This is a genomic window from Microbacterium sp. NPDC086615, from assembly GCF_040686055.1.
In the GTDB taxonomy this organism is placed as follows: domain Bacteria; phylum Actinomycetota; class Actinomycetes; order Actinomycetales; family Microbacteriaceae; genus Microbacterium.
Map to the genome: position 1 here is coordinate 81,745 of NZ_JBFBJJ010000011.1, position 24,635 is coordinate 106,379.

Annotated in this window: 22 protein-coding genes, 1 tRNA gene, 1 other RNA gene and 2 pseudogenes; 16 read left to right on the top strand and 10 right to left on the bottom strand. The window is 70.7% G+C overall.

Annotated features, from left to right (window positions below; genetic code table 11):
- The first annotated feature begins 102 nt into the window (after positions 1 to 102).
- Entirely contained in the window at positions 103 to 1,038 is a 936-nt protein-coding gene (locus AB0O24_RS12425) for an AraC family transcriptional regulator (RefSeq protein ID WP_275801054.1), read from the top strand.
- A 239-nt stretch (positions 1,039 to 1,277) separates the two neighbouring features.
- On the opposite strand, the gene AB0O24_RS12430 is transcribed toward AB0O24_RS12425, so the two are convergent.
- The gene (locus AB0O24_RS12430) at positions 1,278 to 2,771 is read right to left on the bottom strand and encodes a SulP family inorganic anion transporter (RefSeq protein ID WP_363375266.1); all 1,494 of its coding nucleotides are present in this window, start codon (positions 2,769 to 2,771) and stop codon (positions 1,278 to 1,280) included.
- A 108-nt stretch (positions 2,772 to 2,879) separates the two neighbouring features.
- Here AB0O24_RS12430 and AB0O24_RS12435 point away from each other — a divergent pair, with 108 nt between their 5' ends.
- Positions 2,880 to 3,251 carry a MerR family transcriptional regulator gene (locus tag AB0O24_RS12435; RefSeq protein WP_363375269.1) on the top strand — a complete coding sequence of 124 codons (372 nt, stop codon included), beginning with the start codon at positions 2,880 to 2,882 and terminating at the stop codon, positions 3,249 to 3,251.
- On the top strand, positions 3,248 to 3,823 hold the full coding sequence (locus tag AB0O24_RS12440) for a GNAT family protein (protein ID WP_275801057.1): 576 nt from the start codon (positions 3,248 to 3,250) through the stop codon (positions 3,821 to 3,823). Before AB0O24_RS12435 ends, AB0O24_RS12440 begins: the two co-directional genes overlap by 4 nt.
- A 353-nt stretch (positions 3,824 to 4,176) precedes the next feature.
- Here AB0O24_RS12440 and AB0O24_RS12445 read toward each other — a convergent pair whose 3' ends face one another.
- Positions 4,177 to 4,923, bottom strand: coding sequence for a GntR family transcriptional regulator (locus AB0O24_RS12445; RefSeq protein WP_363375271.1), 747 nt, complete (start codon positions 4,921 to 4,923; stop codon positions 4,177 to 4,179).
- A gap of 78 nt (positions 4,924 to 5,001) precedes the next feature.
- Between AB0O24_RS12445 and AB0O24_RS12450 the strand changes: the two genes are divergently transcribed.
- The 4 genes from AB0O24_RS12450 to AB0O24_RS12465 all read left to right on the top strand — a co-directional run bounded on the left by AB0O24_RS12450 (position 5,002) and on the right by AB0O24_RS12465 (position 8,441).
- Complete coding sequence (locus AB0O24_RS12450) at positions 5,002 to 5,892, top strand: proline iminopeptidase-family hydrolase (RefSeq protein ID WP_275801059.1); 891 nt, start codon at positions 5,002 to 5,004, stop codon at positions 5,890 to 5,892.
- Positions 5,893 to 5,937: 45 nt separating this feature from the next.
- The gene (locus AB0O24_RS12455) at positions 5,938 to 7,362 is read left to right on the top strand and encodes an APC family permease (RefSeq protein ID WP_363375274.1); all 1,425 of its coding nucleotides are present in this window, start codon (positions 5,938 to 5,940) and stop codon (positions 7,360 to 7,362) included.
- On the top strand, positions 7,359 to 8,300 hold the full coding sequence (locus tag AB0O24_RS12460) for an acetamidase/formamidase family protein (RefSeq protein ID WP_275801064.1): 942 nt from the start codon (positions 7,359 to 7,361) through the stop codon (positions 8,298 to 8,300). Before AB0O24_RS12455 ends, AB0O24_RS12460 begins: the two co-directional genes overlap by 4 nt.
- 49 nt (positions 8,301 to 8,349) lie before the next feature.
- Positions 8,350 to 8,441 (top strand) — tRNA-Ser (locus AB0O24_RS12465).
- Positions 8,442 to 8,525: 84 nt separating this feature from the next.
- Here the strand turns inward: AB0O24_RS12465 and AB0O24_RS12470 are convergent.
- From AB0O24_RS12470 to AB0O24_RS12480, 3 genes are read right to left on the bottom strand one after another with little or no spacing between them, the layout of a single operon-like run.
- Entirely contained in the window at positions 8,526 to 10,817 is a 2,292-nt protein-coding gene (locus AB0O24_RS12470; protein ID WP_363375277.1) for a DUF3488 and transglutaminase-like domain-containing protein, read from the bottom strand.
- On the bottom strand, positions 10,804 to 12,048 hold the full coding sequence (locus tag AB0O24_RS12475) for a DUF58 domain-containing protein (RefSeq protein ID WP_363375280.1): 1,245 nt from the start codon (positions 12,046 to 12,048) through the stop codon (positions 10,804 to 10,806). Before AB0O24_RS12475 ends, AB0O24_RS12470 begins: the two co-directional genes overlap by 14 nt.
- A gap of 7 nt (positions 12,049 to 12,055) precedes the next feature.
- Positions 12,056 to 13,096 (bottom strand): MoxR family ATPase, encoded by a 1,041-nt coding sequence (locus AB0O24_RS12480; RefSeq protein WP_193753590.1) that lies wholly within the window; start codon positions 13,094 to 13,096, stop codon positions 12,056 to 12,058.
- 163 nt (positions 13,097 to 13,259) lie between these two features.
- On the opposite strand from AB0O24_RS12480, the gene AB0O24_RS12485 reads away from it, so the two are divergent.
- From AB0O24_RS12485 to AB0O24_RS12500, 4 genes and pseudogenes are all read left to right on the top strand, one after another.
- The gene (locus tag AB0O24_RS12485; RefSeq protein WP_363375283.1) at positions 13,260 to 14,192 is read left to right on the top strand and encodes an ROK family protein; all 933 of its coding nucleotides are present in this window, start codon (positions 13,260 to 13,262) and stop codon (positions 14,190 to 14,192) included.
- A gap of 89 nt (positions 14,193 to 14,281) precedes the next feature.
- Positions 14,282 to 14,532: pseudogene (locus AB0O24_RS12490) on the top strand (ROK family transcriptional regulator); the annotation flags it as partial.
- A gap of 29 nt (positions 14,533 to 14,561) precedes the next feature.
- Positions 14,562 to 14,861, top strand: a pseudogene (locus AB0O24_RS12495) (glycoside hydrolase family 38 C-terminal domain-containing protein); the annotation flags it as partial.
- Positions 14,859 to 15,251, top strand: a complete 393-nt coding sequence (locus AB0O24_RS12500; protein ID WP_363375340.1) for a glycosyl hydrolase-related protein — start codon at positions 14,859 to 14,861, stop codon at positions 15,249 to 15,251. The pseudogene AB0O24_RS12495 and the gene AB0O24_RS12500, both read left to right, overlap by 3 nt.
- Positions 15,252 to 15,359: 108 nt before the next feature.
- Here the strand turns inward: AB0O24_RS12500 and AB0O24_RS12505 are convergent, their stop codons facing one another.
- Positions 15,360 to 16,118, bottom strand: coding sequence for a DUF6338 family protein (locus AB0O24_RS12505; protein ID WP_307385459.1), 759 nt, complete (start codon positions 16,116 to 16,118; stop codon positions 15,360 to 15,362).
- A 57-nt stretch (positions 16,119 to 16,175) separates the two neighbouring features.
- Here AB0O24_RS12505 and AB0O24_RS12510 point away from each other — a divergent pair, with 57 nt between their 5' ends.
- Positions 16,176 to 16,334, top strand: coding sequence for a hypothetical protein (locus AB0O24_RS12510; protein WP_307385460.1), 159 nt, complete (start codon positions 16,176 to 16,178; stop codon positions 16,332 to 16,334).
- 141 nt (positions 16,335 to 16,475) lie between these two features.
- Here the strand turns inward: AB0O24_RS12510 and AB0O24_RS12515 are convergent, their stop codons facing one another.
- The 3 genes from AB0O24_RS12515 to AB0O24_RS12525 all read right to left on the bottom strand — a co-directional run bounded on the left by AB0O24_RS12515 (position 16,476) and on the right by AB0O24_RS12525 (position 20,572).
- A complete protein-coding gene (locus AB0O24_RS12515; RefSeq protein WP_307385461.1) occupies positions 16,476 to 16,970 on the bottom strand; it encodes a hypothetical protein in 495 nt (164 codons plus the stop codon).
- Positions 16,971 to 16,974: 4 nt separating this feature from the next.
- Positions 16,975 to 19,026 (bottom strand): primary-amine oxidase, encoded by a 2,052-nt coding sequence (locus AB0O24_RS12520; protein WP_307385463.1) that lies wholly within the window; start codon positions 19,024 to 19,026, stop codon positions 16,975 to 16,977.
- A 73-nt stretch (positions 19,027 to 19,099) separates the two neighbouring features.
- Positions 19,100 to 20,572, bottom strand: a complete 1,473-nt coding sequence (locus AB0O24_RS12525; RefSeq protein ID WP_363375287.1) for an APC family permease — start codon at positions 20,570 to 20,572, stop codon at positions 19,100 to 19,102.
- Positions 20,573 to 20,788: 216 nt separating this feature from the next.
- On the opposite strand from AB0O24_RS12525, the gene AB0O24_RS12530 reads away from it, so the two are divergent.
- The 3 genes from AB0O24_RS12530 (at position 20,789) to ffs (ending at position 23,096) form a co-directional block, all read left to right on the top strand.
- Complete coding sequence (locus AB0O24_RS12530; protein WP_307385467.1) at positions 20,789 to 22,288, top strand: APC family permease; 1,500 nt, start codon at positions 20,789 to 20,791, stop codon at positions 22,286 to 22,288.
- Positions 22,281 to 22,979, top strand: coding sequence for a helix-turn-helix domain-containing protein (locus AB0O24_RS12535; RefSeq protein WP_363375289.1), 699 nt, complete (start codon positions 22,281 to 22,283; stop codon positions 22,977 to 22,979). The genes AB0O24_RS12530 and AB0O24_RS12535 overlap by 8 nt, the downstream gene beginning before the upstream one ends.
- Positions 22,980 to 22,999: 20 nt before the next feature.
- Positions 23,000 to 23,096, top strand: an RNA gene (gene ffs, locus AB0O24_RS12540) — signal recognition particle sRNA small type.
- A gap of 23 nt (positions 23,097 to 23,119) precedes the next feature.
- On the opposite strand, the gene AB0O24_RS12545 is transcribed toward ffs, so the two are convergent.
- Positions 23,120 to 23,788 carry an NUDIX domain-containing protein gene (locus AB0O24_RS12545; RefSeq protein ID WP_363375292.1) on the bottom strand — a complete coding sequence of 223 codons (669 nt, stop codon included), beginning with the start codon at positions 23,786 to 23,788 and terminating at the stop codon, positions 23,120 to 23,122.
- A gap of 44 nt (positions 23,789 to 23,832) precedes the next feature.
- Here AB0O24_RS12545 and AB0O24_RS12550 point away from each other — a divergent pair, with 44 nt between their 5' ends.
- Positions 23,833 to 24,627: a DeoR/GlpR family DNA-binding transcription regulator gene (locus tag AB0O24_RS12550; RefSeq protein ID WP_363375343.1), complete on the top strand. Its 795-nt coding sequence runs from the start codon at positions 23,833 to 23,835 to the stop codon at positions 24,625 to 24,627.
- Positions 24,628 to 24,635 lie beyond the last annotated feature (8 nt).

Here is a 24,635-nt window from a genome sequence, read left to right on the forward strand (position 1 = left end):
CTCGTCGATATCCCCCCGATGTCCTGAGAGCGATCCCACGCACATTTCGCGTGAGAAAGCAACGGTGTTGCCGCACGTTTCCGGACGATTTAGGAAAGCCCCGTGGAGCATACGAACATCGAGACCAGGGATGCCGCCGTCGTCGAGGAGATGTGGCAGACGGTCGTTCCGGGGGCTCGTATCTCGCGCGCCGACGCCATTCAGCCCGCGTTGAACTGGCACGCCGTCTCGGATACGGGTTTCGCCTTCTGCGATTACACGATCGGATCGACCATGCTCGTCGAGTCCGACCCTCTCGATCAGGTCGTCATGGGGCGGATCGCGGGGTCGCGCGTGGCGGGAACGTATCGCCGTGAACGCATCGACACGGCGGTCCCCTTCATGGTCGTCGATCGCCCACTCGAGGTGGCCTTCACCGGTCGCATCGCCGGGACCGCTGTCTCGTTCTCGCGGTCCGATTTCGAGGACGGCGCGCGTCGGCTTTCGGGTGATGAAGGACTGCGGGTCCGTGCGACCGGGTACGCCCCGGTCAGCGAGCAGCGCCTGCGGTACTGGACGCGCACGTGGGAGTACGCGAGAGATGTCCTGCTGCGCTCCCCGGAGCGAACCCCGCTGATCCAGCAGCAGGCGCGGACGCTCATGCTCGAGGCGTCGCTGCTCACCTTCCCCACGACCTTCACCGATGCGCTCGCCGCGGGCCGCCCTGCCCGTCCGCTGCCGGCCCCCGTCCGCCGCGCCAAGGCGTACATCGAAGCCCACGCGGCGGAGTCGGTCGTTCTGGCCGACATCGCTGCGGCGGCCCGGCTGTCGCCCCGCGGCCTGCAATACGCCTTCCGGGCCTCCACCGGGCGCACCCCCATGCAGTACCTGCGGCGCGTGCGCCTGGACGCGGCTCGCGCCGATCTGCGCAGCGCCGACCCGTCCGTCGACACGGTCGCGGCGATCGCGGCGCGCTGGGGCTTCTCGAACCTCGGTCGCTTCGCCGCGATGTACCGCGGGGAGTTCGGCGAGACGCCGTCGACCACGCTGCGTTCCTGAGGTCGTCGCGCGCGAGACGCGTGGTGGTGGAGGGAGGGGCTGTGACCGGCGGAGGAGGATTCCGGCCCGGGCGTCCTCCCGCCGTCCCTGATCCTCCGCTCGCCACGATGGCGCGGTCGCCGGCGTCGCCCGCCCGGTGGCGAGGGGAGGAGATGTGACCGGCGGAGGAGGATTCTCGTCCGAGCTTCCTCCCGCCGTCCCTGGTCCTCCGCTCGCCACGCAAGCGCAGCCGGCGAGCGTCAGTGCCCCGCGCCGAGGCCCCCGCTGAGGCGCTCGTGGAACCGCGCCGCGGCGGCGTTCATCCCCTGGAGCTCGACGGTCGTCCCGAGGTGCGCGTACTTCGTCTGCACGGCATCCAGGGCCGCGACGGTCGATGCGTCCCACACGTGCGAACGCGACAGGTCGATCACGACGCGCGCCGGGTCGCGGTGGTACGCGAACTTCGTCGTGAGGTCGTTGCTCGACGCGAAGAAGAGCTCGCCCTCGACGGTGTACCGCGCCGTGTCGCCCTCGACCGAGCGGGTGACGGTCGTCAGCGAAGCCACGCGCCGGGCGAACAGCACCGCCGCGGCGATCACCCCGACCCCCACGCCGATCGCGAGGTTGTGCGTCCACACGGTGATCGCGACCGTGAGCACCATCACGATGGTCTCGCTGAGCGGCATCCGGCGCAGGGTCGAGGGGCGGATGCTGTGCCAGTCGAAGGTGGCGATCGACACGACGATCATGACGGCCACGAGCACGGCCATGGGGATGATCGCGACGACGTCGCCGAACACGAGCACGAGCACGAGCAGGAAAACTCCGGCGAGAAAGGTCGAGATGCGCGTTCGCGCGCCCGACGCCTTCACGTTGATCATCGTCTGGCCGATCATCGCGCAACCGCCCATCCCGCCGAACAGCCCCGACAGCACGTTCGCGGCGCCCTGGCCGAGCGACTCGCGGGTCTTCGACGACGGCGTGTCGGTGATGTCATCGACGAGGGCCGCGGTCATGAGCGACTCGAGCAGCCCGACGATCGCCATGGCGAGCGCGAAGGGGAAGACGATGCCGAGCGTCTCGAGGGTGAACGGCACGTTCGGGATCAGCAGCGCCGGCAGGCTCTCGGGGAGTGCCCCCTGATCGCCGACGGTGGGCACCGAGATGCCGAGCACCACGACGGCGCCCGTCAGCAGCACGATGGCCACGAGCGGGGCGGGCACGGCCTTCGTCAGGCGCGGCAACAGGTACATGATCAGCAGGCCCGCCGCCGCGATCGGGTACACAGCCCAGGGCACCCCGATGAGCTGCGGCACCTGCGCGGTAAAGATGAGGATCGCCAGCGCGTTGACGAACCCGACCATGACGCTGCGCGGGATGAAGCGCATGAGCTTGGCGACGCCGAACAGACCCAGGACGACCTGCAGGATGCCGCCGAGGATCACCGTCGCGAGCAGGTAGTCCACCCCGTGCTCACGGGCCACCGGCGCGATGACGAGGGCGACGGCGCCGGTCGCCGCGCTGATCATGGCCGGGCGTCCGCCGAGGAACGCGATCGCGACGGCCATGACGAACGACGAGAACAGCCCCAGTCGCGGGTCGACCCCGGCGATGATCGAGAAGGCGATCGCCTCGGGGATCAGCGCGATCGCCACGACGAGGCCGGCGAGCACTTCGCGGGTGAGCAGGCGGGGCGAGCGCAGGGCCTGCAGCACCGTGGGCTCGGGGCGCGGGCGTGCGAGGACGTTCGTCATGGAGGTGCTCCGGAGGGGATCCGCGTCGCGCGGGGAAGAATAGGGGGGTCGCGATCGCGACCCAGGAAGACTCTACCGTAACGAGAGGGTTGCGGGATCGGGGAGGTCATGACCGACGAGCGCACGATGCAGATCGGCGAGCTCGCGGAGCGGACGGGCATGTCGATCCGCACGCTCCGCCACTACGACGAGATCGGTCTGCTCCGCCCCTCCGCGCGCAGCGAGGGCGGGTTCCGTCTGTACACCGCCGATGACGAGGCGCGCTTGCTGTTGATCCGACGCATGAAGCCGCTCGGGTACTCGCTCGAGCAGATGGGCGAGCTGCTCGCGGTGGTCGACGGCCTCGACGCCGCACCCGGCGACCCGGCGCTGCAAGCTCGCTTCGCCGACATCCGCGACGAGGCGATCCTCCGCCGTGACGACCTGCGCCGCAAGCTCGCCGCAGCCGACGAGTTCGTCGCGCAGTTGGAGGCGCGATGACCGCTCACGACCTCGTGCTCGAGGGGCACGGCATCCGTCTCACCCCCGCTCGTCCCGATGACGCCGCAGAGGCTTGGGCCCTGACCGACGCCTCCCTCTGGGCGGGCATGACGACGCCCTGGCCCGCGACGGTCGACGCCTATGCCGCGCACGTCGAGCGTCAGCGCGAGGCGCCGGGAATGTTCGCTTTCACGGTTCGGGATGCCGAGACCTCCGGCGTCCGTGGATCCACCACGTTCTACGACCTCGCGCCCGCGCAGGGCCGGGTCGAGATCGGGACGACCTGGTACGGCCGCGCGTTCCAGGGCGGGCGAACGAATCCCGCGACGAAGCTGCTGTTGCTCGCGCACGCGTTCGAGGAGTGGGCGCTCAACCGCGTGGCACTGCGCTGCGACGCGCGCAACGAGCGCAGCGCGCGGGCGATCGAGCGCCTCGGCGCGACCTTCGAGGGACGGCTGCGTCACCACCGCATCGCCGGCGACGGCTCGATCGGCGACACGCTCTACTTCTCGATCCTCCGGGAGGAGTGGCCGGGCGTCCGGGCGGGCCTGGAGGCGCGCCTGCAAGGCTGAGGCCGAGCTCTCGGGAGGAGATTCGGCGAAGGGAGGATGCCGCCGGCCCGGATCGTCCTCCCGTCGCCGAGTCTCCTCCCGTCTCAGACGCCGAGCTACGCCCCGCGTCGTCGGCGCGTCGGGCCGCGACGGTTCCTGGGAGGAGATTCGGCGGAGGGAGTATTCCGCGGGGCCAGATCGTCCTCCCGTCCCAGAATCTCCTCCCGTCCCGGACGCCGAGTCACGCCCCGCGTCGTCGGCGCGCCCGGCTGTGACGGTCCCCGGGAGGAGATCTAGCCGAGGGAGGATGCCGGAAGCCGTGGCGGTCCTCCGCGTGCGGAACATCCTCCCGTCGCGGCTACCGCTTGCGCGCCTCAGTCCGAGCCCGCGGCCGCGGCCGCGCGGCGGCGCGCGAACTCCCGCGCCTCGGTGAAGAGCTCGAGGTCGATCTGCACGTGCCGGCGCGCGAGCTCGGCGGCCTCGTCGGGGGCCGCCGTCACGATCGCCGCCACGATCGCATCGTGTTCGCGCGCGGCGCGGCTCTCCATGCGACGGTGACTCTCGCGGTCGCCCCACGGGTGCGCGGGAGCCGACAGCGAGAGGTGTCTCTCGTGCTCGAGGAGGATGTCGCGCAGGGCCGTGTTGTGCGCCGCGTCGATGATCGACAGGTGCAGGAGGCTGTCGGCGCGCTGCTTGGGATTGCCGGAATCCGCCGCGTGGAAGGCGGCCAGACGGTCTTGCATGACCGCGATGTCGGCATCCGTCCGTCTTTCGGCGGCGAGGCGGGCGAGCGAGGAGTGCAGCATCGAGCTCGCGGTGCACGCGTCGACGAGGTCGCTCCAGCGCTGCTCGAACCAGCGGTCGACGCCGACGACGATCGAGGCCGGCCACTCCTCGGCGACGAAGGTGCCGCCCGCGCGGCCGCGGCGCTTCTCGATCAGTCCGCGCGTCGCCAGGTCGTCGAGTGCGGCGCGGACGGTGGTGCGCCCCACTCCCAGGAGGGGGGAGAGGTCGCGCTCGGCCGGAAGACGGGTGCCGGGCAGGAACTCGCCCACCGCGACCGCGGTGATGAGGCGCTGGGTGACGCGGTCCACCAGGGAGGCGTCGTCGGTCTCGGCCATGGGCTCCCGTCGTTTCCTCCATGTTAATTCCGCAGAAAAGGTTTGCCAACGAACCATTAAGGGGTCCACGATGACTCCATGCACCGCGAGATCACCGTTCCCTTCCACGACGGCTTCACCTGGGCCCGCCTCACCGAACCCGCCGAGCCGACCGGCAAAGCTCCGCTGTTCGTCCTGCACGGCGGACCCGGAATGGCGCACAACTACGTCGCGAACCTCGACGCTCTCGCCGAGCTCACCGGCCGAACCGTCGTGCACTACGACCAGATCGGGTGCGGGAAGAGCTCGCACCACCCCGACGCCCCGGCCTCGCAGTGGGTTCCCCAGCTCTTCGTCGACGAATTCCACAACCTGCGCGAGGCTCTCGGCTTCGACGAGTACCACGTGCTCGGACAGTCGTGGGGAGGCATGCTCGGCGCCGAGATCGCCGTCCGACAGCCGACGGGGCTGAAGAGTCTCGAGATCTGCAACTCCCCGGCATCCATGGAACTGTGGCTCGCCGGCGCGGCTCGGCTGCGCGCCGAGCTGCCCGTCGAAGCCCGCGAGGCCCTCGACCGTCATGAGGCCGACGGCACCCTCGACGACCCCGAGTACGTGGATGCCACCCGCGTCTTCTACGAGCGCCACGTCTGCCGCGTCACCCCCATGCCGCAGGACTTCGTCGACAGCGAGCAGCAGATGCTCGCCGACCCGACGGTGTACTTCACGATGAACGGGCCCAACGAGTTCCACGTCGTCGGCACCGGCCGCGACTGGACGATCATCGACCGCCTGCCGCAGGTCGCCGTGCCCACGCTCGTGGTCGCCGGCGAGTTCGACGAGGCCACGCCCGAGACGTGGGCGCCCTTCGTCGAGCACATCCCCGGCGCGCGCTCGCACGTGTTCGCCGGCGCGAGCCACTGCACGCACCTCGAGCAGCCCGACGAGTTCCGCCGGGTGATCGCCGACTTCCTCGCTCCTCTTCCCTGACCCGACCCGCCCCGTTACGCTCCACCGCACCCGAACAGGAGTTCCATGTCCGACACCGCCCCCGGAGCCCAGCAATCGCTGGAGTCCTTCGGCTACAAGCAGGAGCTCAAGCGCTCCATGTCCACCCTCGACCTCGTCGTCTACGGCCTGGTCTTCATGGTGCCGATCGCCCCGTGGGCCATCTTCGGCGTCGTGTACAACGCCGCCAGCGGCATGGTCCCGCTCGTGTACATCACGGGCGTCGTGGCCATGATCTTCACCGCGCTCGCCTACGCGCAGATGTCGAAGGCGTTCCCGATCGCGGGCTCCGTCTTCTCCTACGTGGGTCGCGGCATCCACCCCACCGTCGGGTTCTTCGCCGGGTGGGCGATCCTGCTGGACTACCTGCTCGTCCCCACGCTCCTCTACGTGTTCGCGGCGTCGTCGATGGCCGGGATCTTCCCCGACGTGCCCCAGTGGATCTGGGCGGTGGCGTTCGTCATCATCAACACCGTCATCAACGTGCTCGGCATCGGCTCGATCAAGCTCGCGAACCGCGTCATGCTCGGCATCCAGCTCCTCTTCGTCGTCATCTTCGTCGTGATCGCCATGGTCGCCCTCTCCTCAGGAGCGATTCCCGGGGCCGAGTTCTCGATCGCCCCGGTGTGGGATGCCGAGAAGGTCAACCCCGCCCTCATCGCCACCGCCCTCTCGATCGCGGTGCTGAGCTTCCTCGGCTTCGACGGCATCTCGACGATGGCCGAGGAGTCCACCGGTGACCGCAAGTCGGGCGGTCGCGCGATGATCATCGCGCTGCTCGTGGTGGCGGTGCTCTTCATCGCCCAGACGTGGTTCGCCAGCGCCCTGGCCGCCGGCACGATCGCATTCTCCGACGACGACGTCAACAACGCCTTCTTCCTGCTCGTCGCTCAGGCAGCGGGTTCGGGCTGGGCCACCGCGTTCCTCGCCGTCAACGTCGTCGCGGTCGGCATCGCCAACGCCGTCGCGGCCCAGGCCGCGACCTCGCGCCTGCTGTACTCGATGAGCCGCGACCGGCGCCTCCCCGCCTTCCTGTCGAAGGTCAACTCGCGCCAGGTGCCGTTGGCTGCAATCCTCTCGGTCAGCGCGATCTCGCTCGTGCTCGTGCTGTTCTTCGTCGGCCAGATCGCCGTGATCTCGTCGCTGGTGAACTTTGGGGCGCTGCTCGGCTTCCTCCTGCTGCACGTCTCGGTCGCGGTCTACTACCTCGGCAAGAAGAAGTCGAAGAACTACCTGCTGCACCTCGTCGTGCCGGTCATCGGATTCCTCATCATCGGCTACGTGCTGCTGAACGCCGACATCACCGCGAAGGTCGGCGGCATCCTGTGGCTCGTCGTCGGTGGCGTCGTCTACCTCATCTTCGCTCGCAAGAGCGGTGGCGCGACCGGGCCGCTGCCCGAGCACGCGACGGCGACGGCCGGTGAGGGCGGCGGCGAGGTGGCCTCGCGGTGACGGACCACTTCCTGGGCAAGGAGCACGGACGCCCCGGTCACGATGCGTCGGTGCCACCCGTGCTGCGCGTGCGGCCCGGCACGGGGGAGCGCCTCGCGTTCCAGACCGACGACGCCGTTTACCGCGAGCTGCATGAGCACGGCGACCTCGCGAGGCTCGAGGCACCGCTGAATCCGGTGACCGGCCCCGTGTACGTCGAGGGTGCCCGTCCCGGAGACGCCCTCGCGGTGACGATCCACGAGATCCGGCTGACCGACACCGGGTGGGCGATGAGCCTGCCCGGTGTCGGGGCCCTGCGCGACCGCATGCCCGACCGCGTCGTGACGCGTCGCATCCCGATCGACGCCGCCGGAGTGCACCTGACGGATGCCGTGACCGTCGCGCCCCGACCCATGGTGGGCTGCATCGGCACGGCGCCGGCATCGGGGGTCGCGAGCACGGTCATGCCCGCCCACGCGATCGGCGGCAACATGGACGTCACCGACATCGCCCCCGGCGCGACGGTGTACCTGCCCGTCGAGGTCGAGGGGGCGCTCCTCGCGATCGGCGACGTGCACGCGATCATGGCGCGCGGCGAGTCGTCGTTCGTCGCGATCGAGGCCGAGGGCACGGTCGTCGTGTCGGTGGAGGTGGTCCCGGGCATGGGGCTGCGCGCCCCGCGCATCGCCACGGCCGGGGAGTGGATCTTCGTCGGCCTTGGTGCCACCGTGCAAGAGAGCGTGCGACGCGGCTACGAGGACGCCTTCGACGCCTTCGTCGACCGCGGATGGGATGCCATGGACGCCTACACCGTGATGAGTGCGCTCGCGCACTCGGAGCTCGGCGGTCCCACCGGCGCGGTCGATCCGGACCCCCTGCACCCGTTCGACGCGGTGGGGGCGGTCACGCTGCACCGCGTGCCGCGGTCGCTGCTCGACGAGGGCGCCGACGTCCGCTGAGAGAGCCCGCGGCGGGGGACGGGGTCGCCGCCGTGTAAGATCGTCCCTTGGAAGTGTGTCCGAGCGGCCTAAGGAGCATGGCTGGAATCCATGTAGGCGGGGTAACTCGCCTCGCAGGTTCAAATCCTGTCACTTCCGCCACGAGGAGCCCCGTCCGAACGCAAGTTCGGGCGGGGCTCTCGCGTTCGTTCCGCGGGGCGCGAGACGTCCGGGGGCTCGAACCCGCTACGCGCCGACCCGCTCACGCTCTTCGGCAGCCGCCGTCCCCGGCCGCACGACGAGCGAACGCGGAAGGACCCGCGCGAGCACGCGGCGCGGCCCCGCAACCCGGGCGCTCAGGCTCGCGCCGACCCGCGCGGCGGCGTCGGCGAGGAGCGGTCCGGCGGTGGCATCCAGCGCGTTCTCGGCGTAGCTGACGCGCTCGACCGCCGCGCGCAGGAGGTCGACGTCGTCGGCATCGGCGCCGTGGTCCCGCACGAGACGCTCGGCGAACCGCCGCGGCGACTCACCGCCCGGGACCGGGATGCCGAGATCCACCGCGTCGTCCTGCACCGCCGTCCACGCGGCCACGGGGTCTCCCGCCCGTGCCGCGGTGAGACGCGAACGGCGTCGCAGAGATCGAACCACCGCGGGAACCGCGAGAATCAGGAGCAGCACCGCGATGCCCGCGGCGATCAGCAGACCCGGACCGATCGCCCGCGTCGCGCCCGCGGTGCTTCCGCTCGACAGCCCGGGGCCGTCCTCGTTTCCGAGCGAGGGGGCGGTCGTGGGTTGGCTGCCCGGTGCCGCGCTCTGCGACTGCTGCGGAGCGTTGGGGGTGGTGGTCGTGCTGCCCGTGCTGCCGGAGGCGAAGTTCGTGGGGACGCCGAGGCTGTTGGTGGGCTCGAACGGCACCCAGCCGATGCCCTGGAAATACACCTCGGGCCACGCGTGCAGCTGGCTCGAGGTGACGGTGAACGTGGACCGCTCCTGCCCGATGCCCGAGCTGGACATCGTGCCGGGCAGGTAGCCCACGACGATGCGTGAGGGCATGTCGAGCGTTCGGGCCATCACGGCGAAGGCCGAGGCGTAGTGCACGCAGTATCCGGTGCGCGCCTGGAGGAAGTCGGCCACGGCATCCAGTCCCGCCCCGTCGAACCCCGCCTCGACCGGGGCGTCGAGCGAGTACCGGAACGCGCTGCTGCGGAACCAGGTCTGCAGGTCGATCAGGGCGTCGTACGGCGACGACGCGCCCGCCGTGATCTCACGGGCGGTGTCGCCGATGATGGCGGGGACGTCGGCGGGCAGGGCGCGCACCGCATCGCCCAGCTCCGATCCTCCGACGGGACGCGCGCGGATCTGCTCGAGGGTCGGTCGCGGCGCGATCGTCTGCACCTCGTAGTCCTGGTCGCGCGACGAGCCCGCGCGCGACACGATCGTGCGGTTGTCCGGCATCCCGAGCCAGTCGCCCTGCAGACCCGTCACGGTCGTCGCGGGGGAGGGGACGGGGAGCCACGGGCTGTCGAGCTCGCCGACCGAGATGTCGGTCGTGTACTGCGCGACCGCGATGTCAGGGTCGATCTCCGGGGCCGCGAACACCGGGCCGTCGTCGGGGACGTTCACGGTGTCGGCGCGGTCGGGCTGCCACACCGAGCCGTCGAAGCTCGAGAGCGTCACCGCGCGCAGGTAGGGCGGTGTGGGTGCGTCCGTCTGCAGCGTGAGCACGTCGACGTCGCGCGGCTGGCGCAGGTCGTTGCCGAGCTCGAGGTTGGGGTTGATCGTCGTTCCGTATCCGCCCGTCCCGCCGGAGGCGAAGCGCAGGGCCGGTTGGGGGAGGAGGGGCGTCGCGACGACGGCGACGAGCACCGCGACCGCGGCGATGCCGAGGGCGGTGGCGGACGCGCCGCGCCCACGCGAACGGCTGCCGGCGTGGCGCGAGCGCGTGTCCACGCGCAGCAGGAAGAGGAGCGCGAGGGCGAGCAGGACGAAGCCCGGCACGTCCACGTCCGCCGGGATGGCGATGGTGGGGATGAGCGAGACCGCGACGAGACCCACGGCGGCGAGCAGCGGCATCCGGGCCGTGAGCACGACGTGATCCAACACGATCGCGAGGGCGCCGATCGCCGCGACCAGCACGAACGCGAGTCCCACTCCCGGCGCGACGGGCGCGACACCGGTACGGATCTCTTCGGATGCCGCGGAGACGAGGCCCGGGACGGTGCTCACGGTGGCCGGGCTCGGGATGAACCCCAGCACCGCCGTGGTGCGCCCGAACAGGGCCGTGAGCGCGAAGACCCAGATGCCCAGCTCGATCACCGTCGCCACCAGCGCCGGCAGTGCGCACAGTCGCGCGACGAGCCCGGCACCGAGGAGGGCCGCCGTGAGGAAAGCGGCCTGGACGGTCCACGAGCCCGGAGCCATGACCGAGAACACGGGGAGCATGGCAGCGGCCATCGCCGCGAACAGGCCGAGGGTCAGCAACGACGCGTCGCGACGGCGACGGGGCGTGCGCAGCTGCGTCACATCACCGGCCGACATCGGCGAGTCCTCTCTCGGTCGCCTCGGCCCACGCGGCGGCGATGTCGCCACCGGGGCGGACGGATGCCACGCGCCACCCCGCGGCGAGCGGGACGTCGAGATCGGGCTGGGCCGACACCAGGACCATGATCGGCAGCGCCGAGCGCTGCGCGAAGGCGCCGGGGACGAGCGCGGGGTCACGCGAGGGGTCGGCCGTGACGACCACGACCGGTCCCATCATGACCGCTGCCGACGCAGGGATCACGCGCGCGGACGAACCGTCGATGCGCGCGGTCAGGCCGGCGAACGACGCCGCGAGCGCGCGCGCCTCTCCCTCTTCTCCGCCGTCGACGGGCTCGGCCAGGAGCTCGCCGTCGCTGTCGACGACGTCGACCGTGTACCCCTCGTGCACCAGGCGTGCGACCGCCGACACGCACGCCGAGACCGCCGTCTCGAAAGCGATGTCGGCGCTCGGCGCCTCGCCGGCCGCGGCGGACCACCGCGACGGGGCACGATCGAGCACGACGGTCGCCGCGGGGCTGGACTCCTGTTCCTCCTGGCGCACCATGAGGGTGTCGCGATGCGCGGTCGCGCGCCAGTGGATGCGCCGCATCGAGTCGCCCGGGGCGTAGGGACGGGCGACCAGGTTGTCGACGCCCTCCCCGAGCTGCAGCGCCGAGGACTGCCGGGTACCGCCCGCCTCGCCCCCGGTCGGGGGAAGCGGCGGAAGGTCGACGATCGCGGGGGCGACCGTGATCGGGGAGGGCCGCCCGAGCTTGAATCGGCGACGGACGAGGCCGAACGGGTCGGTCGTGACGACCTCGAGGGGTCCCAGCGCATGAACGCCCCGCTCGCGGCCGACGATCTCGTAACGGAGCTCGACGGGGACGGTGTCGCGGCCGAGCGATGACGCCGTCGCCGGGAACAGACCCCGCGCGTTCCCGCTCACCCCCGCGGGAAGGGCGTCGGCCCATCGGCCGGGAGCGGTCGGCAGGGCCGTCTGCAGGCCGACGCGCACGACGACGTCGGTGCGCGATCCCACGTCGATCACGTCGGGGCGGACGGTCCGCGTGACGCGGTCGGTGCGCCGCGCGATCAGGAGGGTGACGGCGGCCGCGGCCAGCAGCGCGGCCATGAGCACGCCGAAGTACATCAGTTCGGGGATGCCGGCCCGCTGCGCGATGACGAGGGAGGCGACCGCGAGCACGGCGGCACCGCTGCCCCGGAGGGTCAGCGGCCACCGGCGTCTCATCGGGTCCTCACGCTCGGGCGGCGAGCGGGACGCGCACGCTCGCGGCGATGCGGTCGAGCGCCTCGGACACCACGACCGCTCCCGCGCGGCCGCCCGCGGCGGAGCGGTTCGCGATGAGGCGGTGACCGAACACCGGGTTGAGCAGCGACGTCAGGTCGTCGGGGATGACGTAGGCGCGCCCGTCGAGCGCCGCCCGGACCTTGGCCGCACGGACCAGCTGCAGAGTGGCCCGCGGACTCGCGCCCAGGCGGATGTCGGGGTGGCTCCGCGTCGCCTGCGCCAGCGCCACGACGTACTCCTCGAGCGCGGGGGCGACGTGCACCCCGCGGGCCCAGGCGATCATCGCGGTGATCTGCCGCGCGGTCACGACGGGCACGATCCCGTCCAGGGGGTTCACGGAGTCGCGCTGGCGCAGCATGAGCGCTTCGGCGGCGGCATCGGGGTAGCCCATCGAGATGCGCAGGAGGAAGCGGTCGCGCTGAGCCTCGGGGAGGGCGTAGGTGCCCTCCATCTCGAAGGGGTTCTGCGTCGCCACGACGAGGAACGGGGAGGGCAGCACGTGCGTCCGCCCGTCGATCGTCACCTGGCGCTCCTCCATCGCCTCGAGCAGCGACGATTGCGTCTTGGGGGAGGAGCGGTTGATCTCGTCGGCAATGACGATGTTGGCGAACACCGCGCCAGGCGTGAACTCGAATTGCCGCGTGACCGGGTTGAAAACCGAGACGCCCGTGATGTCTCCGGGTAGGAGGTCGGGCGTGAACTGGATGCGTCGCACGTCGGCGTCGACCGTCGCGGCCAGCGCGCGGGCGAGCATGGTCTTGCCCACCCCGGGGACGTCCTCGATGAGCAGGTGCCCCTCGGCCAGGAGCGCGATCAGAGCGCTCTGGACGGCCTCCGGCTTGCCGTCGATGACGTTCGAGACGGATGCCGTGATCTGATCGGTCAGCCGGGCGAAGGACTCCGCGGTGAGCGGCTCGTCACTTCCCGGGCGGGCGGTCTCGGTGCGGCGGAGTCGCGATGCCGCCTCGGGCGTGGCCGTCTCGTCCATGGCATCCCTCGTGTCGATGGGCGGCGGCAGCCGTTGCCGCCGTGACCTGATCGTAACCTGCGCCGCGGGGCTCGGGGCCGTCCGGGGCGCGGTGCACAGGCGTCACTCGGCGGATGCACCGGCCCCTAGGATCGGGGAGCATTCGTTCACCCGAGGAGCGCGCATGTCCGATGCCACCCCGTCCCTGCCCGCGTACACCCACGTTCTCGCCGTCGACATCGGCGGGACGAAGGTCGACGCTGCCGTCGTGTCGGTCGCCGGCGAGGTGGTGCGAGAGAGCGTGACGCGCCGGCCCACCGGGCGCGAGAACGACCGCAAGGCCATCGCACGCAACGTCCGCGAAGCGGCGGAGGGGGCGCTGGCTGCGGTCCCCGGTCTGCGTGTCGGCGCGATCGGCGTCGGCAGCGCCGGACCGGTCGACCTCCCGTCGCGCTCGGTCTCGCCGCTCAACCTGCCCCAGGCCGCCGGTCTCCCGATCGACGAGGTGCTGAGCGGTCTGATCGACGGTCCGATCACGCTCGCCCTCGACGGCACGTGCATCGCGCTCGCCGAGCACTGGCGGGGATCTCTGCGCGGATGCCGGAACGCGATGGCGATCGTCGTCTCCACGGGGGTCGGCGGAGGATTCGTCCTGGACGGGCGTCCGATGGGCGGGGCGAGCGGCAACGCGGGTCACCTCGGGCAGACGTTCGTGCGCACGATCCACGACGGTGACGCCGTGGCATCCACTCTCGAAGCCGTGGCCGCCGGTCCCGGAACCGTCGCGTGGGCGCGCACGCAGGGCTGGGAGGGTGCCACCGGACTCGACCTGGCGGCGTCGTACCGTGCCGGCGACGAGATCGCCCGCGCCGCCGTGTCGCGCTCGGCGACCGCGGTCGGCCAGGCCATCGCCGCGGCGGCGACGCTGTGCGACCTCGAAGCGGTCGCGATCGCGGGCGGGTTCTCGCAGGTCGCCGACGACTACGTCGATCAGGTGCGCCTGGCGGCGGAAGCCGCGGCGGTGCACGCCTACGCGCGACGCTGTCGCATCGTCGGCTCCGGCCTCGACGGCGACGGGCCCCTGCTGGGCGCAGCGGCGCTCGCGCTCGGCGCCTGACGGACGACGACGCGGCGGGGCGCTACTTCTACGCGGGCGTACGCTGAGCGGAGTCCGCGTCACGGGCCGACGAGCGAGAGCGAGGGGCGATGCGGACGGGGTCGAACCTGCCGGCTGTCGGCGAGTACAACCAGACCCTCGTGCTCGACCTGATCCGCCGTGCCCCCGAGGGGCTCAGCCGCGTCGAGCGGCACGGACGGGACTCAGCGCCCAGACCCACAGCAACGTCACGCGCCGTCTCGCCGATGAGGGCCTCATCGTCGAGGCGGGCAAGGTCATCTCGGGTCCCGGCAAGCCTCGCACCCTGTTGAAGCTCGAGCCCCGCTCGCGTTTCGCCGTTCTCGCCGAGGCGGGGCACGCCTCTCGCTCGACGTGGACTGGCACGAGCAGCAGAAGCTGCTCAAGCTCGGGGTCCCCGTGGACGTGCACACCGACCGCGCGGCATCCGAGATCCAGTTCGGACACATCGTGCGCCCGACCCACACGAACACGTCGGGGGACTCGGCCCGCTTCGAGACCGCCGCGCACCGCTGGGTGCGGGTCGCCGAGCCCGGCTTCGGCGTCGCGGTGACGAACGACTCGACGTACGGTCACGACATCACGCGCCACGAGCGCGAGGCCGGCGGCACGTACTCGCTCGTGCGTCTGTCGATCATCCGCTCGGCGATGTTCCCCGACCCGGGCCAGGACCAGGGTGTGCACCACCTTGAGGTGGGCATCGTCGTCGAGGCCGAGGTCGTGGATGCCGTGGCCGAGGGCTACCGGACGAACCTGCCCGCGCGGGTGGTGACGGATGCCGCCGAGGAATCGGTCGCCCCGCTGGTGACGATCGATCAGCCGGGCGTGGTCGTCGAGGCGATCAAGCTCGCGCAGGACGGCTCGGGAGACGTCGTCGTGCGCCTGTACGAGGCGCTCGGTCAGCGGGTGCACGCGCGCCTCGAGGCCGGGTTCTACGTCGCCCGCGTGAGCGAGACCGACCTGCTGGAGCGTGACGTGGATGCCGCAGCGGTGACCGCTGTGCAGGGCGGCGTCGTGGATCTCGAGCTGCGTCCGTTCTAGCTCGTCACGGTGCGGTTGTCGCGCTGACATCCGACTGACACGCGGCCGGGGTGCATCGCACCCCGGCCGCTTCGTCGTCATGACCTCCCCGAGGGGGAGAGGCTGCTCTCAGCCGTTCGCGTGGAATGCGACCAGAAGGACGATCATCAGCACAAGCAATGCGACGACTCCGATACGGATGGATTGCCGTGGGGTCGTTCGCGCCGCGTCCGCAACGGGGGCCGGTTCCCCGTCCATGTACGTCACCGTCATGTACAAGATCTCGGCGTCTTTGAGCACGAGCACTTCGCCTTCGTAGGCTTCGAGCTCTCCCCCAGGAGGGCGAATGCCGATGGCGCCGACCAGAGTGAGTGCTTTCGGCATACCCTCTTCACCGACGTTGCCGTACGTGTCGACGAACCCCTGGACCCAGGTGCCCTCCTTCAGGCGGACCCCTGCGAAGTTACGCGCCTCGGGTTTCCTGGTGAAGACATAGCCCCAGGAGTCTCGGTTGGGGTCTTCCGCGCGGCGGGCGAAGATGAGGTCATCGGCTCGCTTGCTCCCCAACCACCAGGCAGCCCAGGTCGCCACACTCAGAAGAACGAAACCGAAGATGACGAACCCCTCGAAGCGTTCGCGGGCGTACAGCGCGGGATCTTCGAGGAAACGAACGACTTCGGAATGAACAGGCGGTGACAGCAACGAAGCGATCGCGACGGTGAAGCCGAATGATGCCGCGATTGCGGTGCTGACGAAGATGGCCGTGGCGGTCTCTCGGAAAGCGGACTGCTTGATGCGGGGGCGGTGTCGTTCGCGACTGATCGCGAACATGACGCCCGGGAGAATGAGGAGGACGTAGAACGCGACGCCGACGAGATCTGTGGGCACGTGTCATCTCCAGACTCCGGGTGCTAAATTCGTCCCACACAGTCAATGGAGGATGCCATGACGAATTACTCGGGTAACGCGCACTATACGACGATGCGTGGACAGACGATCGAGCATGCGCAGCAGCCTGTGAACAACCGTGTCGAGCCGACCGTCCGTCCGGCCAACCAGTTTCCGAAGCCGCCGAGCGACTCACCGTCGCGATCGTCGCGCTGATCACGACTCCCAACACATCGATGGGCCTCGCTGCCGACGCAGCGAGGCCCATTTCTTCTCCTCCTGCTGATCTGGGTCCTGGACCTGCACGGGACGTCACGCCCACGGGACTGAGACCGGGCGGAGGGGGCGGGGACCTGCCTACATCGCTGCAACGCCCATGAGGATGACGGATGCCGCCATGGCCCCGATCTGCGCACGGTCGAGCCGCGCCGGCATCCGTCGCATGGCCTCGAGCGACAGCACGGCGTAGACGGCCGCTGCGCCCACGAGCACGGGGGGCAAGGAGAGCCCGTGAGCATGGCCGGATGAGGTCGCGTGCCCGCCCATCGCCAGCTGCAGGCCGGCCATCACGATCATTCCGAGCGTCGTGTGCAGCGTCATGACGGCGGGGACGCGTGGCACCCGGCGTTGCCGCGGGCGACGCCAGGCCCCGAGCCCGAGGGCCGCCGTCAGCAGCAGAACCGTCCACCACACCGGCGCGATCACGCCAAACACCGCGGCATCCAGCATCGCGAGCAGCATCAGCACGGATGCCGCGACCTCGGGCGGCCGCACCCGCGCGCGATCGGCTGCCAGACAGCAGGCGCCGACCGCGGCGGGGGCGACCGCCCAGGCGTGGAGGATCTCGCTCATCGGTTCAACAGTGGTGCGCGTCGCCGTGCCCGTCGTGACCGTGCGTGCTGTGGTCATGACCGTGCGCGCCGACCGCCTCATCCGCGTGCGGGCCGTGGCCGTGCCCGTCGGCATGCGCCGTCGGCGCGCAATGCGTGTTCGCCGGCGCGGGGACGTTCAGGACGGGATTGCGCTCGAAGAAGTTGTACGGCTTCAGTGTGAACTTCGCGTAGTCCATCGGCATGACGGGCCAGTCCTCGTTGCGCGGGAAGTGCGTGAGTCCGAATGTGTGCCAGAGCACCACGTCTTCGCCGACGAGCGGTTCGTCGCCCGCGATGAAGGCCGGGATGCCGGCACCACCCGGGTGCTGATTGACGAAGTCGCCCGCGGCGTATCGCTCATCGGGGTCGTACTTCGTCACGAACAGGTTCTTCGTGGCGAACGCCGCGCGCGCGGCGATCGAAGAGGCGTCATCGGCCAGCAGCACCGGAGTCTCGGTCGGGAACAGCATGTACGACGTCGCCTGTCCGCGCTCCGTCGTCTTCTCGGTCGAGGCGATCTGCCACACGCGGTTCACGGCGCCGTCGGCGACGCGGCCCGACACCTTCTCCGACGTGATCGGCGTCACCTTCTTCGTGAAGGCGTTCCCGGCGGGGTTCTCGGCCGAGATGGGCACGCGCACCGCGTCGATCTCGTTCACGACGTTCGCGACCCCGTCGACGGTCATGTCGAGCCGCGCCGAGAACAGGTGCTGATGGTACGGCGCCCCGAGGCCCGGCGCGACCTCCGAGGCGTACGGGTAGCCCTCGCCCGGGTAGGCGGAGGTGAACAGGATGCCGGTGAGCTTCGCCTCGCACTCGATCGTGCCGTCGAGGTACAGGTACCAGTAGAAGCCGTAGTCGTAGTTGCCGACGGTGGTGAAGAACGAGATGACCAGCCGCCGTGAGCGGCGCACCTCGCTGGCGCCGGTGAAGATGTCGGTGTGCTTCCAGAGGGTGCCGAAGTCCTCCTCGTGCATGCACACGGCGTTGCGGATGGTGCGCGGCATCCCGTTCTCGTCCGACAGCACGGCGTCGACGTAGGTGATGTCGCCGACGCAGTCGCAACCGAGCTCGAGCTCGTTCGTGTACCGGCCGAAGAGGTACTCGCCGGTGTCGAAGTAGTTCTGCCAGAACCGGTTGGGCGCGGGGTCGGCGTAGGGCACGACCATCTCGCTGATCGAGCCGCGGTACATCACGGGGCGCCCGGCGAACGAGAGCTGACGCAGGATGAGCCCCTCGCGGGTGTCGAAGCCGATGCGCAGGTCCCATTCGCCCCACGTCACGTGCTCCTCGTCGACGGTGAAGCTCGCGCCCTCGGGCTGGGTGATCACGATGGGCTTGAGCCCCTCGAGGGGCGGGCCCTGCAGCTCGGGATCGTCGAAGTTGCCGTGCGTCTCGGGCACCGTGAAGCCGGGGGTGTCGACGATCTCGATGATCCGGCGGTCGGCGACGTCGATGTAGGCGGTGAGGCCGTCGACGGGGTGCGCCCACGGGTGGTCGGCGGGGTGGTCCTGACGGAACGCGAAGGTGCGCAGCACGCGGCGCCCGACCTCGTTCTCATAGCCGTAGTGGCCGGCTGAGAGCGGCACGAGCACGACGTCGGCGGTCGTGAGACCGCGGGCGGCGAGGGCGGCGACCCACTCGGCGCTCTCGTTCGCGATGAGTCCGACCTCCTCGAACTCGGCGTCGAGGATCGGCAGCTGCCCGTCGGAGCCGTCGAGCTCGGTGTGACGCAGAACCTCCCCGGTGGCGAGCGAGACGACGAGGTCGAGTGAGTGGGCGGTGCGCAGGTTCAGCAACTGCACCCGGGCGCGGCGCTCGGGGAAGGCGGCCTCGCCGCGCTCCCACGCGAGAACCTCTCCCTTCGGCGCTTCCTCGAGGCCGACGTAGGCGAAGCGGGTCGCCTCGTCGAGCCCGTCGAGGCCCGAGACGATCGCGTGGACCGTCGTGATCTCGGCGGGGGAGAGCGATGCCAGCGGGTGGGCCGGAGCCGGAGGAGCGGTGAAGGCGGTGGACGTCGGGTCGGTGAGGGTCATGGTGTCTCTCTCGGATGGGGCGGGGAGGGAAAGGAGCGGGAAGGATGCCGCGGCGCCGGGCCGCGGCATCCGGTCATCCCGCGATGGTGTCGGTGAGCTTGGCGTAGGCGGCGGGGCGGCGACGGCGGATCCAGGCGGCCTGGGCGTAGCCGAGGACGGGGAAGACCACCACCAGCGCCAGAAGGCACCAGGTGACCGCGCCGAAGACGGGGTTTCCGTCACCGTCCACGTCGCCGACCATGATCGGGAAGTAGACGACGATGATCACGGCCGACACCGCGAGCCCCACGAAGCCGAGCGCGGGGGCGACGATCGTGTTCCATACGCGCCGGTCGGCGCGGGTCCGGGCGAAGTACACGATCACGGCGACGGAGGTCGCGGCCATCAGCACCGCGATGGCGAGGGTGGCGACACCGGCGAACCACGTGAACACCTGCAGCAGCGGGTCGAGGTTCAGCACCGCGAAGACCGCCGTGAGAACCGCGGCCGTCGCCGTCTGCACGATCGACGACACGTGCGGCGAGAGGTGGCGCGCGTGCACGCCACCGATACGGTCGGGCAGCACCCCGGCGCCGGCCATGGCGTGCTGGTAGCGGGTGAGCACGTTGTGGAACGACAGCACGCACGCGAACATCGAGGTCAGCAGCAGGACGTTGACGATGATCTCGCCGACGGTGCCGAGGTAGATCGCGACGGTGCGGAGCATGAGGGTGCCGGGATCGGCTGCGGCCTCCATGATCCCGCCGGGACCCCAGGCCATCACCAGGCCCCAGGACGCGAGGGTGTAGAAGATGCCGATCCCGATCACGGCGCCGTACGTGGCGCGGGGGATCGTCCGGTCGGGATCGCGTGCTTCGTCGCGGAAGATCGCCGTCGCCTCGAACCCGATGAACGCCGCGATGGCGAACATGAGCCCGACACCGGGCGAGCCGCTGAGGACGTTCGCCGGCTCGAACGGTGCCGCGCTCAGGCCCTCGGGGCCGCCGTTGAACACCACGGCCGCGACGAGCGCGAGCACGATGGCGACCTCGGCCACGAGAAGGACGCCGAGCACCTTGCTCGACAGGTCGATGTGCCGATAGCCCAGGATGCCGACGAGCCCCACGACCGCGAGCGCGTACAGCCACCACGCGAGGTCGGGACCCCCGAGTGAGACGACGGTGATCTCGAGCAGGTAGCCGATGTAGCCGTAGACCGAGACCTGGATCGTCGTGTACGTGAGCATCGCCGTCCACGCCGCGGCCAGGCCCGAGGGGCGGCCGAGGCCGTAGCCGATGTACGTGAAGAAGGCGCCGGGCTTCGGGACATGGCGTGTCATCGCGGCCAGGCCCACGGCGAACAGCAGGAGGATGACGGCGCTGACCGCGTACAGGGTCGGAAAGCCCGCGCCGTTTCCGATCAGGATGCCGAGCGGTGCGGCGCCGCCGACGACGGTGAGCGGTGAGGCGGCGGCGACCACCATGAACACGATCGCCGTGACACCGAGGGAGCCCTGCAGCGTCCGCTTGGCTGACGCCGCCACCCCCTTCGATTCGAGCTGGGTCATATCGATTCCTCCGGGATGTCGGGTGAGGTGGAGCGTTCGTGTGTCGAGGTTCCTCCGCCGTCGTTGCCTGTCCGTGTTGCCCCCGTGAAGGTGTGGCACGACGGATTGAGACGCCCGACGCCCCCGGTCTCATTCGAAGGTCACGAGCACGAAACATGCGGTTCGTCCGGGTGCAACGCCCGGCGCGTACGGTCGTCAGCACCCGACGGAGACCACGTGACTGCACTCGCCCGCGCCATCGCGCGCCCCGATCCCGTCGCCGGTTTCGGCGACCGTTCCCCGCTGCACGGACTCGACCGGCGCCGTATCGGCATCGTCGATCTCGCGGCGCAGTCGGTCGCGGCGGTCGCGCCGGCGGCGGCGGCCACGACGGTCGTGCTGCTCGTTGCGGGCTTCGCGCCGGGGGCGACGGTCACCGCGATCGTGGCCGCCGCGATCCTGAGCCTCGGGGTCGCGCGCACGGTCTCGCAGTTCGCGCGCCGCTTCGCCGCCACGGGAGCCCTCTACACGTACACCGCGCGCGGTCTCGGCACGCGCGCGGGTCTCGCCGCGGGCGCGGCGATCCTCACGGGGTACGGTGCGGTGGCCATGTTCGCATTGCTCGGCGGCGCGTACTACGCCACCTACCTGGTCGCGGGACTCTGGCCGTCGATCGATCGAGCGCTCGTGACCGCGCTCTTCGTCGTGGGGCAAGGCGTTCTCGTCGCGTTCGTGCTCGTCCGCGGCATCCGGATCTCCGCCCGCGCGGCGCTCGTCGTCGAGACGCTGTCGGTCGCGCTGATCGTGGTCCTTCTCATCGCGCTCCTGGTGAAGATCGGCCCGCTCGACCTGACGGCGATCGCGGGGATCGGCGGGGCCCAGCTCGACCCGACCGCGTTCGCGGCAGCCGCCGTGATCGCGCTGACGGCCTTCGTCGGGTTCGAGTCCGCGGCCACCTTGAGCGTCGAGTCGGTCTCGCCGCTGCGCAACGTCCCCCGCGCGATCACCGGCACCGTGGTGCTGTCGGGGCTCCTCTACGTCCTCGCCGCCGTGACCCAGGTCGCGGGTTTCGACGCGCTGGGCGCCGATCTCGCCACCAGCGCCTCACCGGTCAACGAACTCGCCGAAGCGTACGGCCTCGGCGGCTGGGGTGTCGTCGCCGACCTCGGCATCGCGGCATCCTTCCTGGCGTGCGCGATCGGCACGACCACCGCGCTCGTACGCGTGCTCTTCGCTCTGAGCCGCGACGCCGTCCTCCCGGCCGCGATCGGTCGCACTCATCCGCGCTTCGGAACTCCCGCGACGGCGGTGGCCGCGGCGTTGCCGCTCATCACCGCGCTGCCGGTCGTGGTGGTCGCCGCGGGGATCGACACGCGCGATGCGATGCACGTGACGATCGGGCTCGGTGCCGCGGGCTACATCGTGGCGTACATCCTCGTGTGCGTGGCGGCGCCCTTCTTCCTCCGTCGTATCGGCGAGTCGACGGTCGGTTCCACGGTGGTCGCCGGCGTCTCGGCGCTCGCGCTCGCCGCCGCCCTCGTGTCCTTCTTCGTCGACGACCTCTCGTCCGGCGGTGCGATCGTGGTGATCGTCGCGGGGCTGACGGCCGTGTGCGCGGTCGTCATCACGCTCCTCCGTCGACGACACGGGTCCGGTGCGCTCGGGGTCTACGACGAGCCTGTCGCGGCGCAGGTGCTCGGGGGAGTGGTGTCGCCGCGGCATCCCGACGATGCGTGAGCAGCCGGCGCTCACCGCTCGCCAGCCGGGCGCCGTGCACTCCGCGCTCGCCGTGCTCGAAGCGGTCGCTCATCTCGGTGCCGGGGTGAGCGCCCAGCGTCTGTCGACCGAGCTGGGGTTGCCCCGTGCGACGACCTACCGACTGGTGAACCTCCTCGTCGAGGACGAATACCTGGTCCGCACCCCCGATCTCGCGGGGTTCGCGCTGGGCGCGAAGGTCGCACAGCTCGCCGCGGTCGTCGCTCCACCGGCGCGGCTGTCGTCGGCCGCCCGAGCCGTGCTCGCCGAGGCGCGCTCGGCCGTCCGCGGGGGAGTGCACGTGGCGCTCTTCGTCGATGGACGGGTCGCGGTCGTGGATGCCGATCCCGACTTCCCCCTGTCGGATGAGGCGCGCCTCGCGCGCGAACCGGCCCGATACGCGCTCGGCCGGCTCATGCTGCTGTCGCAGGGTTGCGCGGGCACTCCGGAGCTCGACCGCGCTCGAGAGGATCTCGCGCGGTGGGGTGCGACACGCCAGAGCGGAGAGCTGGCCGCCGCTTCGGGATGCCTCGCCGTCCCGATCCGCGATGCGAGCGGACTGGCCGCGGGAGCCGTGGCTTTCTCGGGTCCGCGGCATCGCGTCGACGAGCCCGGGGATGTGCTCTCGGCCCTGCGCCCGGCGGCCGACGCCCTGGCCCCGCTGATGGTGTGACGCGGATCGGGTAAGCTGTTCACGGCTCTCCGCGTGGCGGCATCCAGGCCAACTCCCCCAGGACGGAAACGTAGCAAGGGTAACCAGGCTCTACCGGGTGCGCGGAGAGTCTTTTCTTTGCCTGGAATTGCTGTCTCGGCTCAGCGCCGGGCGAACGGTCCGTCGAGCACCGCCCACTGCAGCAGCATGATGGTCTTGGCATCCTGGATCTCGCCGTTGCGGATGCGCTGGAGCGCGTCGTCGATGCCGTACTCGAGGATCTCGATCTCCTCGCCCTCCTCTTCGAGGCCGCCCCGATCGCCCACGCGCGTCGAGCCGTCGTACGCCGCGGCGAAGAAGTGCAGGCGCTCGGTGACCGAGCCGGGGCTCATGTAGACGTCGAAGACGTGCTCCACCTCTTCGACGCGGACACCCGTCTCCTCCTCGGCCTCGCGACGGATCGCGGTGAGCGGATCGTCGTCGTCGAGCAGACCCGCCGCGGTCTCGATGAGCATGCCGTCGGGGTGGTCGTTGACGTACACGGGGTAGCGGAACTGCCGCGTGAGCAGCACGGTCCGCCGCGTGGGGTCGTAGAGCAGGATCGTCGCGCCGTTGCCGCGGTCGTACGTCTCGCGCTTCTGCGTGACCCACTCGCCGTCGTCGCCGCGGTACCGGAAGGTCGTCGCGCGCAGCACGTGCCATCCGGCGGCGAGGAGCTCGACGTCGGTCACCTCGACGCGCGGATTGCGGTCGAGGTCGCGGCCGGTGAGATGAAGGCCGGTGCGACCGCGGTGGTCGGGCACGGTGGTGCCGGGGAGCGCGTCATCCATGATTCGGAACGATAGTGCAGAAACGTGCAAGAATGTGAAGCGTGATGCTCGCCGCCGCCCGCAAAGACGCCCTGCTCGAGCGGCTCCGTCGCGACGGACGCCTCGTCGTGAAAGACGTCGCCCTCGAACTCGGGCTTTCCGAAGACAGCATCCGTCGCGACCTCCGAGAACTGGATGCCGCCGGCCTCGCCGTCCGCGTCTACGGCGGGGCTCTCCCAGCCTCGCCGGCGGTCGCCGACTACGACGCGCGGGGGAGGGTGGCGCGATCGAGCAAGGCCCGCGTCGCCGCGGCCGCGGTCGAGCTCATCGAACCCGGTGCCACGGTGCTCCTCGACGGCGGAACGACCGCCCTGGCGCTCGTGGAAGCGCTGCCCCGCTCGTTCGCCGGCACCGTGATCACGCATTCGCCGACGATCGCCGCCGCCCTCCTGCACCACGACGCCGAGGTCGTCGTGATCGGCGGCCGGGTGTTCAAGCACTCGGCGGTCGCGTGCGGTTCCGCGGCGGTCGAGGCCGCCCAGAGGATCAGCGCCGACATTTTCTTCCTGGGGGTGACGGGTGTGCACCCCGCGGCGGGGTTCACGACGGGGGATGCCGATGAGGCGGCGATGAAGCGCGTGCTCGCCGAGCGGGCCGCCGAGACGTTCGTCCTCGCGAGCGAGGAGAAGCTGGGTGCGGCCTCGCGCTTCGGCATCCTTCCGCTCGACGGGGTGACGGGAATCGTCGCCGATCTCGACCCCGCCACTCCGCTGGCGGCCGACCTCGAGGCCGCGGGTGCGCACGTGCGGTATGCCTCGACGCCGAAGCAACCCCGGAGCGTTGTCGGGGGCCCGCAATAGGCTGGAAC

Excerpts from the sequence above, each read along its gene's own strand:
- AB0O24_RS12500 (WP_363375340.1), top strand. The coding sequence starts at position 14,859 with ATGTTCCCCGACCCGGGCCAGGACCAGGGTGTGCACCACCTTGAGGTG.
- AB0O24_RS12535 (WP_363375289.1), top strand. The coding sequence starts at position 22,281 with ATGCGTGAGCAGCCGGCGCTCACCGCTCGCCAGCCGGGCGCCGTGCAC.
- AB0O24_RS12475 (WP_363375280.1), bottom strand. The coding sequence starts at position 12,048 with ATGAGACGCCGGTGGCCGCTGACCCTCCGGGGCAGCGGTGCCGCCGTG.
- AB0O24_RS12510 (WP_307385460.1), top strand. The coding sequence starts at position 16,176 with ATGACGAATTACTCGGGTAACGCGCACTATACGACGATGCGTGGACAG.
- AB0O24_RS12480 (WP_193753590.1), bottom strand. The coding sequence starts at position 13,096 with ATGGACGAGACGGCCACGCCCGAGGCGGCATCGCGACTCCGCCGCACC.
- AB0O24_RS12430 (WP_363375266.1), bottom strand. The coding sequence starts at position 2,771 with ATGACGAACGTCCTCGCACGCCCGCGCCCCGAGCCCACGGTGCTGCAG.
- AB0O24_RS12485 (WP_363375283.1), top strand. The coding sequence starts at position 13,260 with ATGTCCGATGCCACCCCGTCCCTGCCCGCGTACACCCACGTTCTCGCC.
- AB0O24_RS12450 (WP_275801059.1), top strand. The coding sequence starts at position 5,002 with ATGCACCGCGAGATCACCGTTCCCTTCCACGACGGCTTCACCTGGGCC.
- AB0O24_RS12445 (WP_363375271.1), bottom strand. The coding sequence starts at position 4,923 with ATGGCCGAGACCGACGACGCCTCCCTGGTGGACCGCGTCACCCAGCGC.
- AB0O24_RS12440 (WP_275801057.1), top strand. The coding sequence starts at position 3,248 with ATGACCGCTCACGACCTCGTGCTCGAGGGGCACGGCATCCGTCTCACC.
- AB0O24_RS12520 (WP_307385463.1), bottom strand. The coding sequence starts at position 19,026 with ATGACCCTCACCGACCCGACGTCCACCGCCTTCACCGCTCCTCCGGCT.
- AB0O24_RS12525 (WP_363375287.1), bottom strand. The coding sequence starts at position 20,572 with ATGACCCAGCTCGAATCGAAGGGGGTGGCGGCGTCAGCCAAGCGGACG.
- AB0O24_RS12470 (WP_363375277.1), bottom strand. The coding sequence starts at position 10,817 with ATGTCGGCCGGTGATGTGACGCAGCTGCGCACGCCCCGTCGCCGTCGC.
- AB0O24_RS12515 (WP_307385461.1), bottom strand. The coding sequence starts at position 16,970 with ATGAGCGAGATCCTCCACGCCTGGGCGGTCGCCCCCGCCGCGGTCGGC.
- AB0O24_RS12455 (WP_363375274.1), top strand. The coding sequence starts at position 5,938 with ATGTCCGACACCGCCCCCGGAGCCCAGCAATCGCTGGAGTCCTTCGGC.
- AB0O24_RS12545 (WP_363375292.1), bottom strand. The coding sequence starts at position 23,788 with ATGGATGACGCGCTCCCCGGCACCACCGTGCCCGACCACCGCGGTCGC.
- AB0O24_RS12550 (WP_363375343.1), top strand. The coding sequence starts at position 23,833 with ATGCTCGCCGCCGCCCGCAAAGACGCCCTGCTCGAGCGGCTCCGTCGC.
- AB0O24_RS12435 (WP_363375269.1), top strand. The coding sequence starts at position 2,880 with ATGACCGACGAGCGCACGATGCAGATCGGCGAGCTCGCGGAGCGGACG.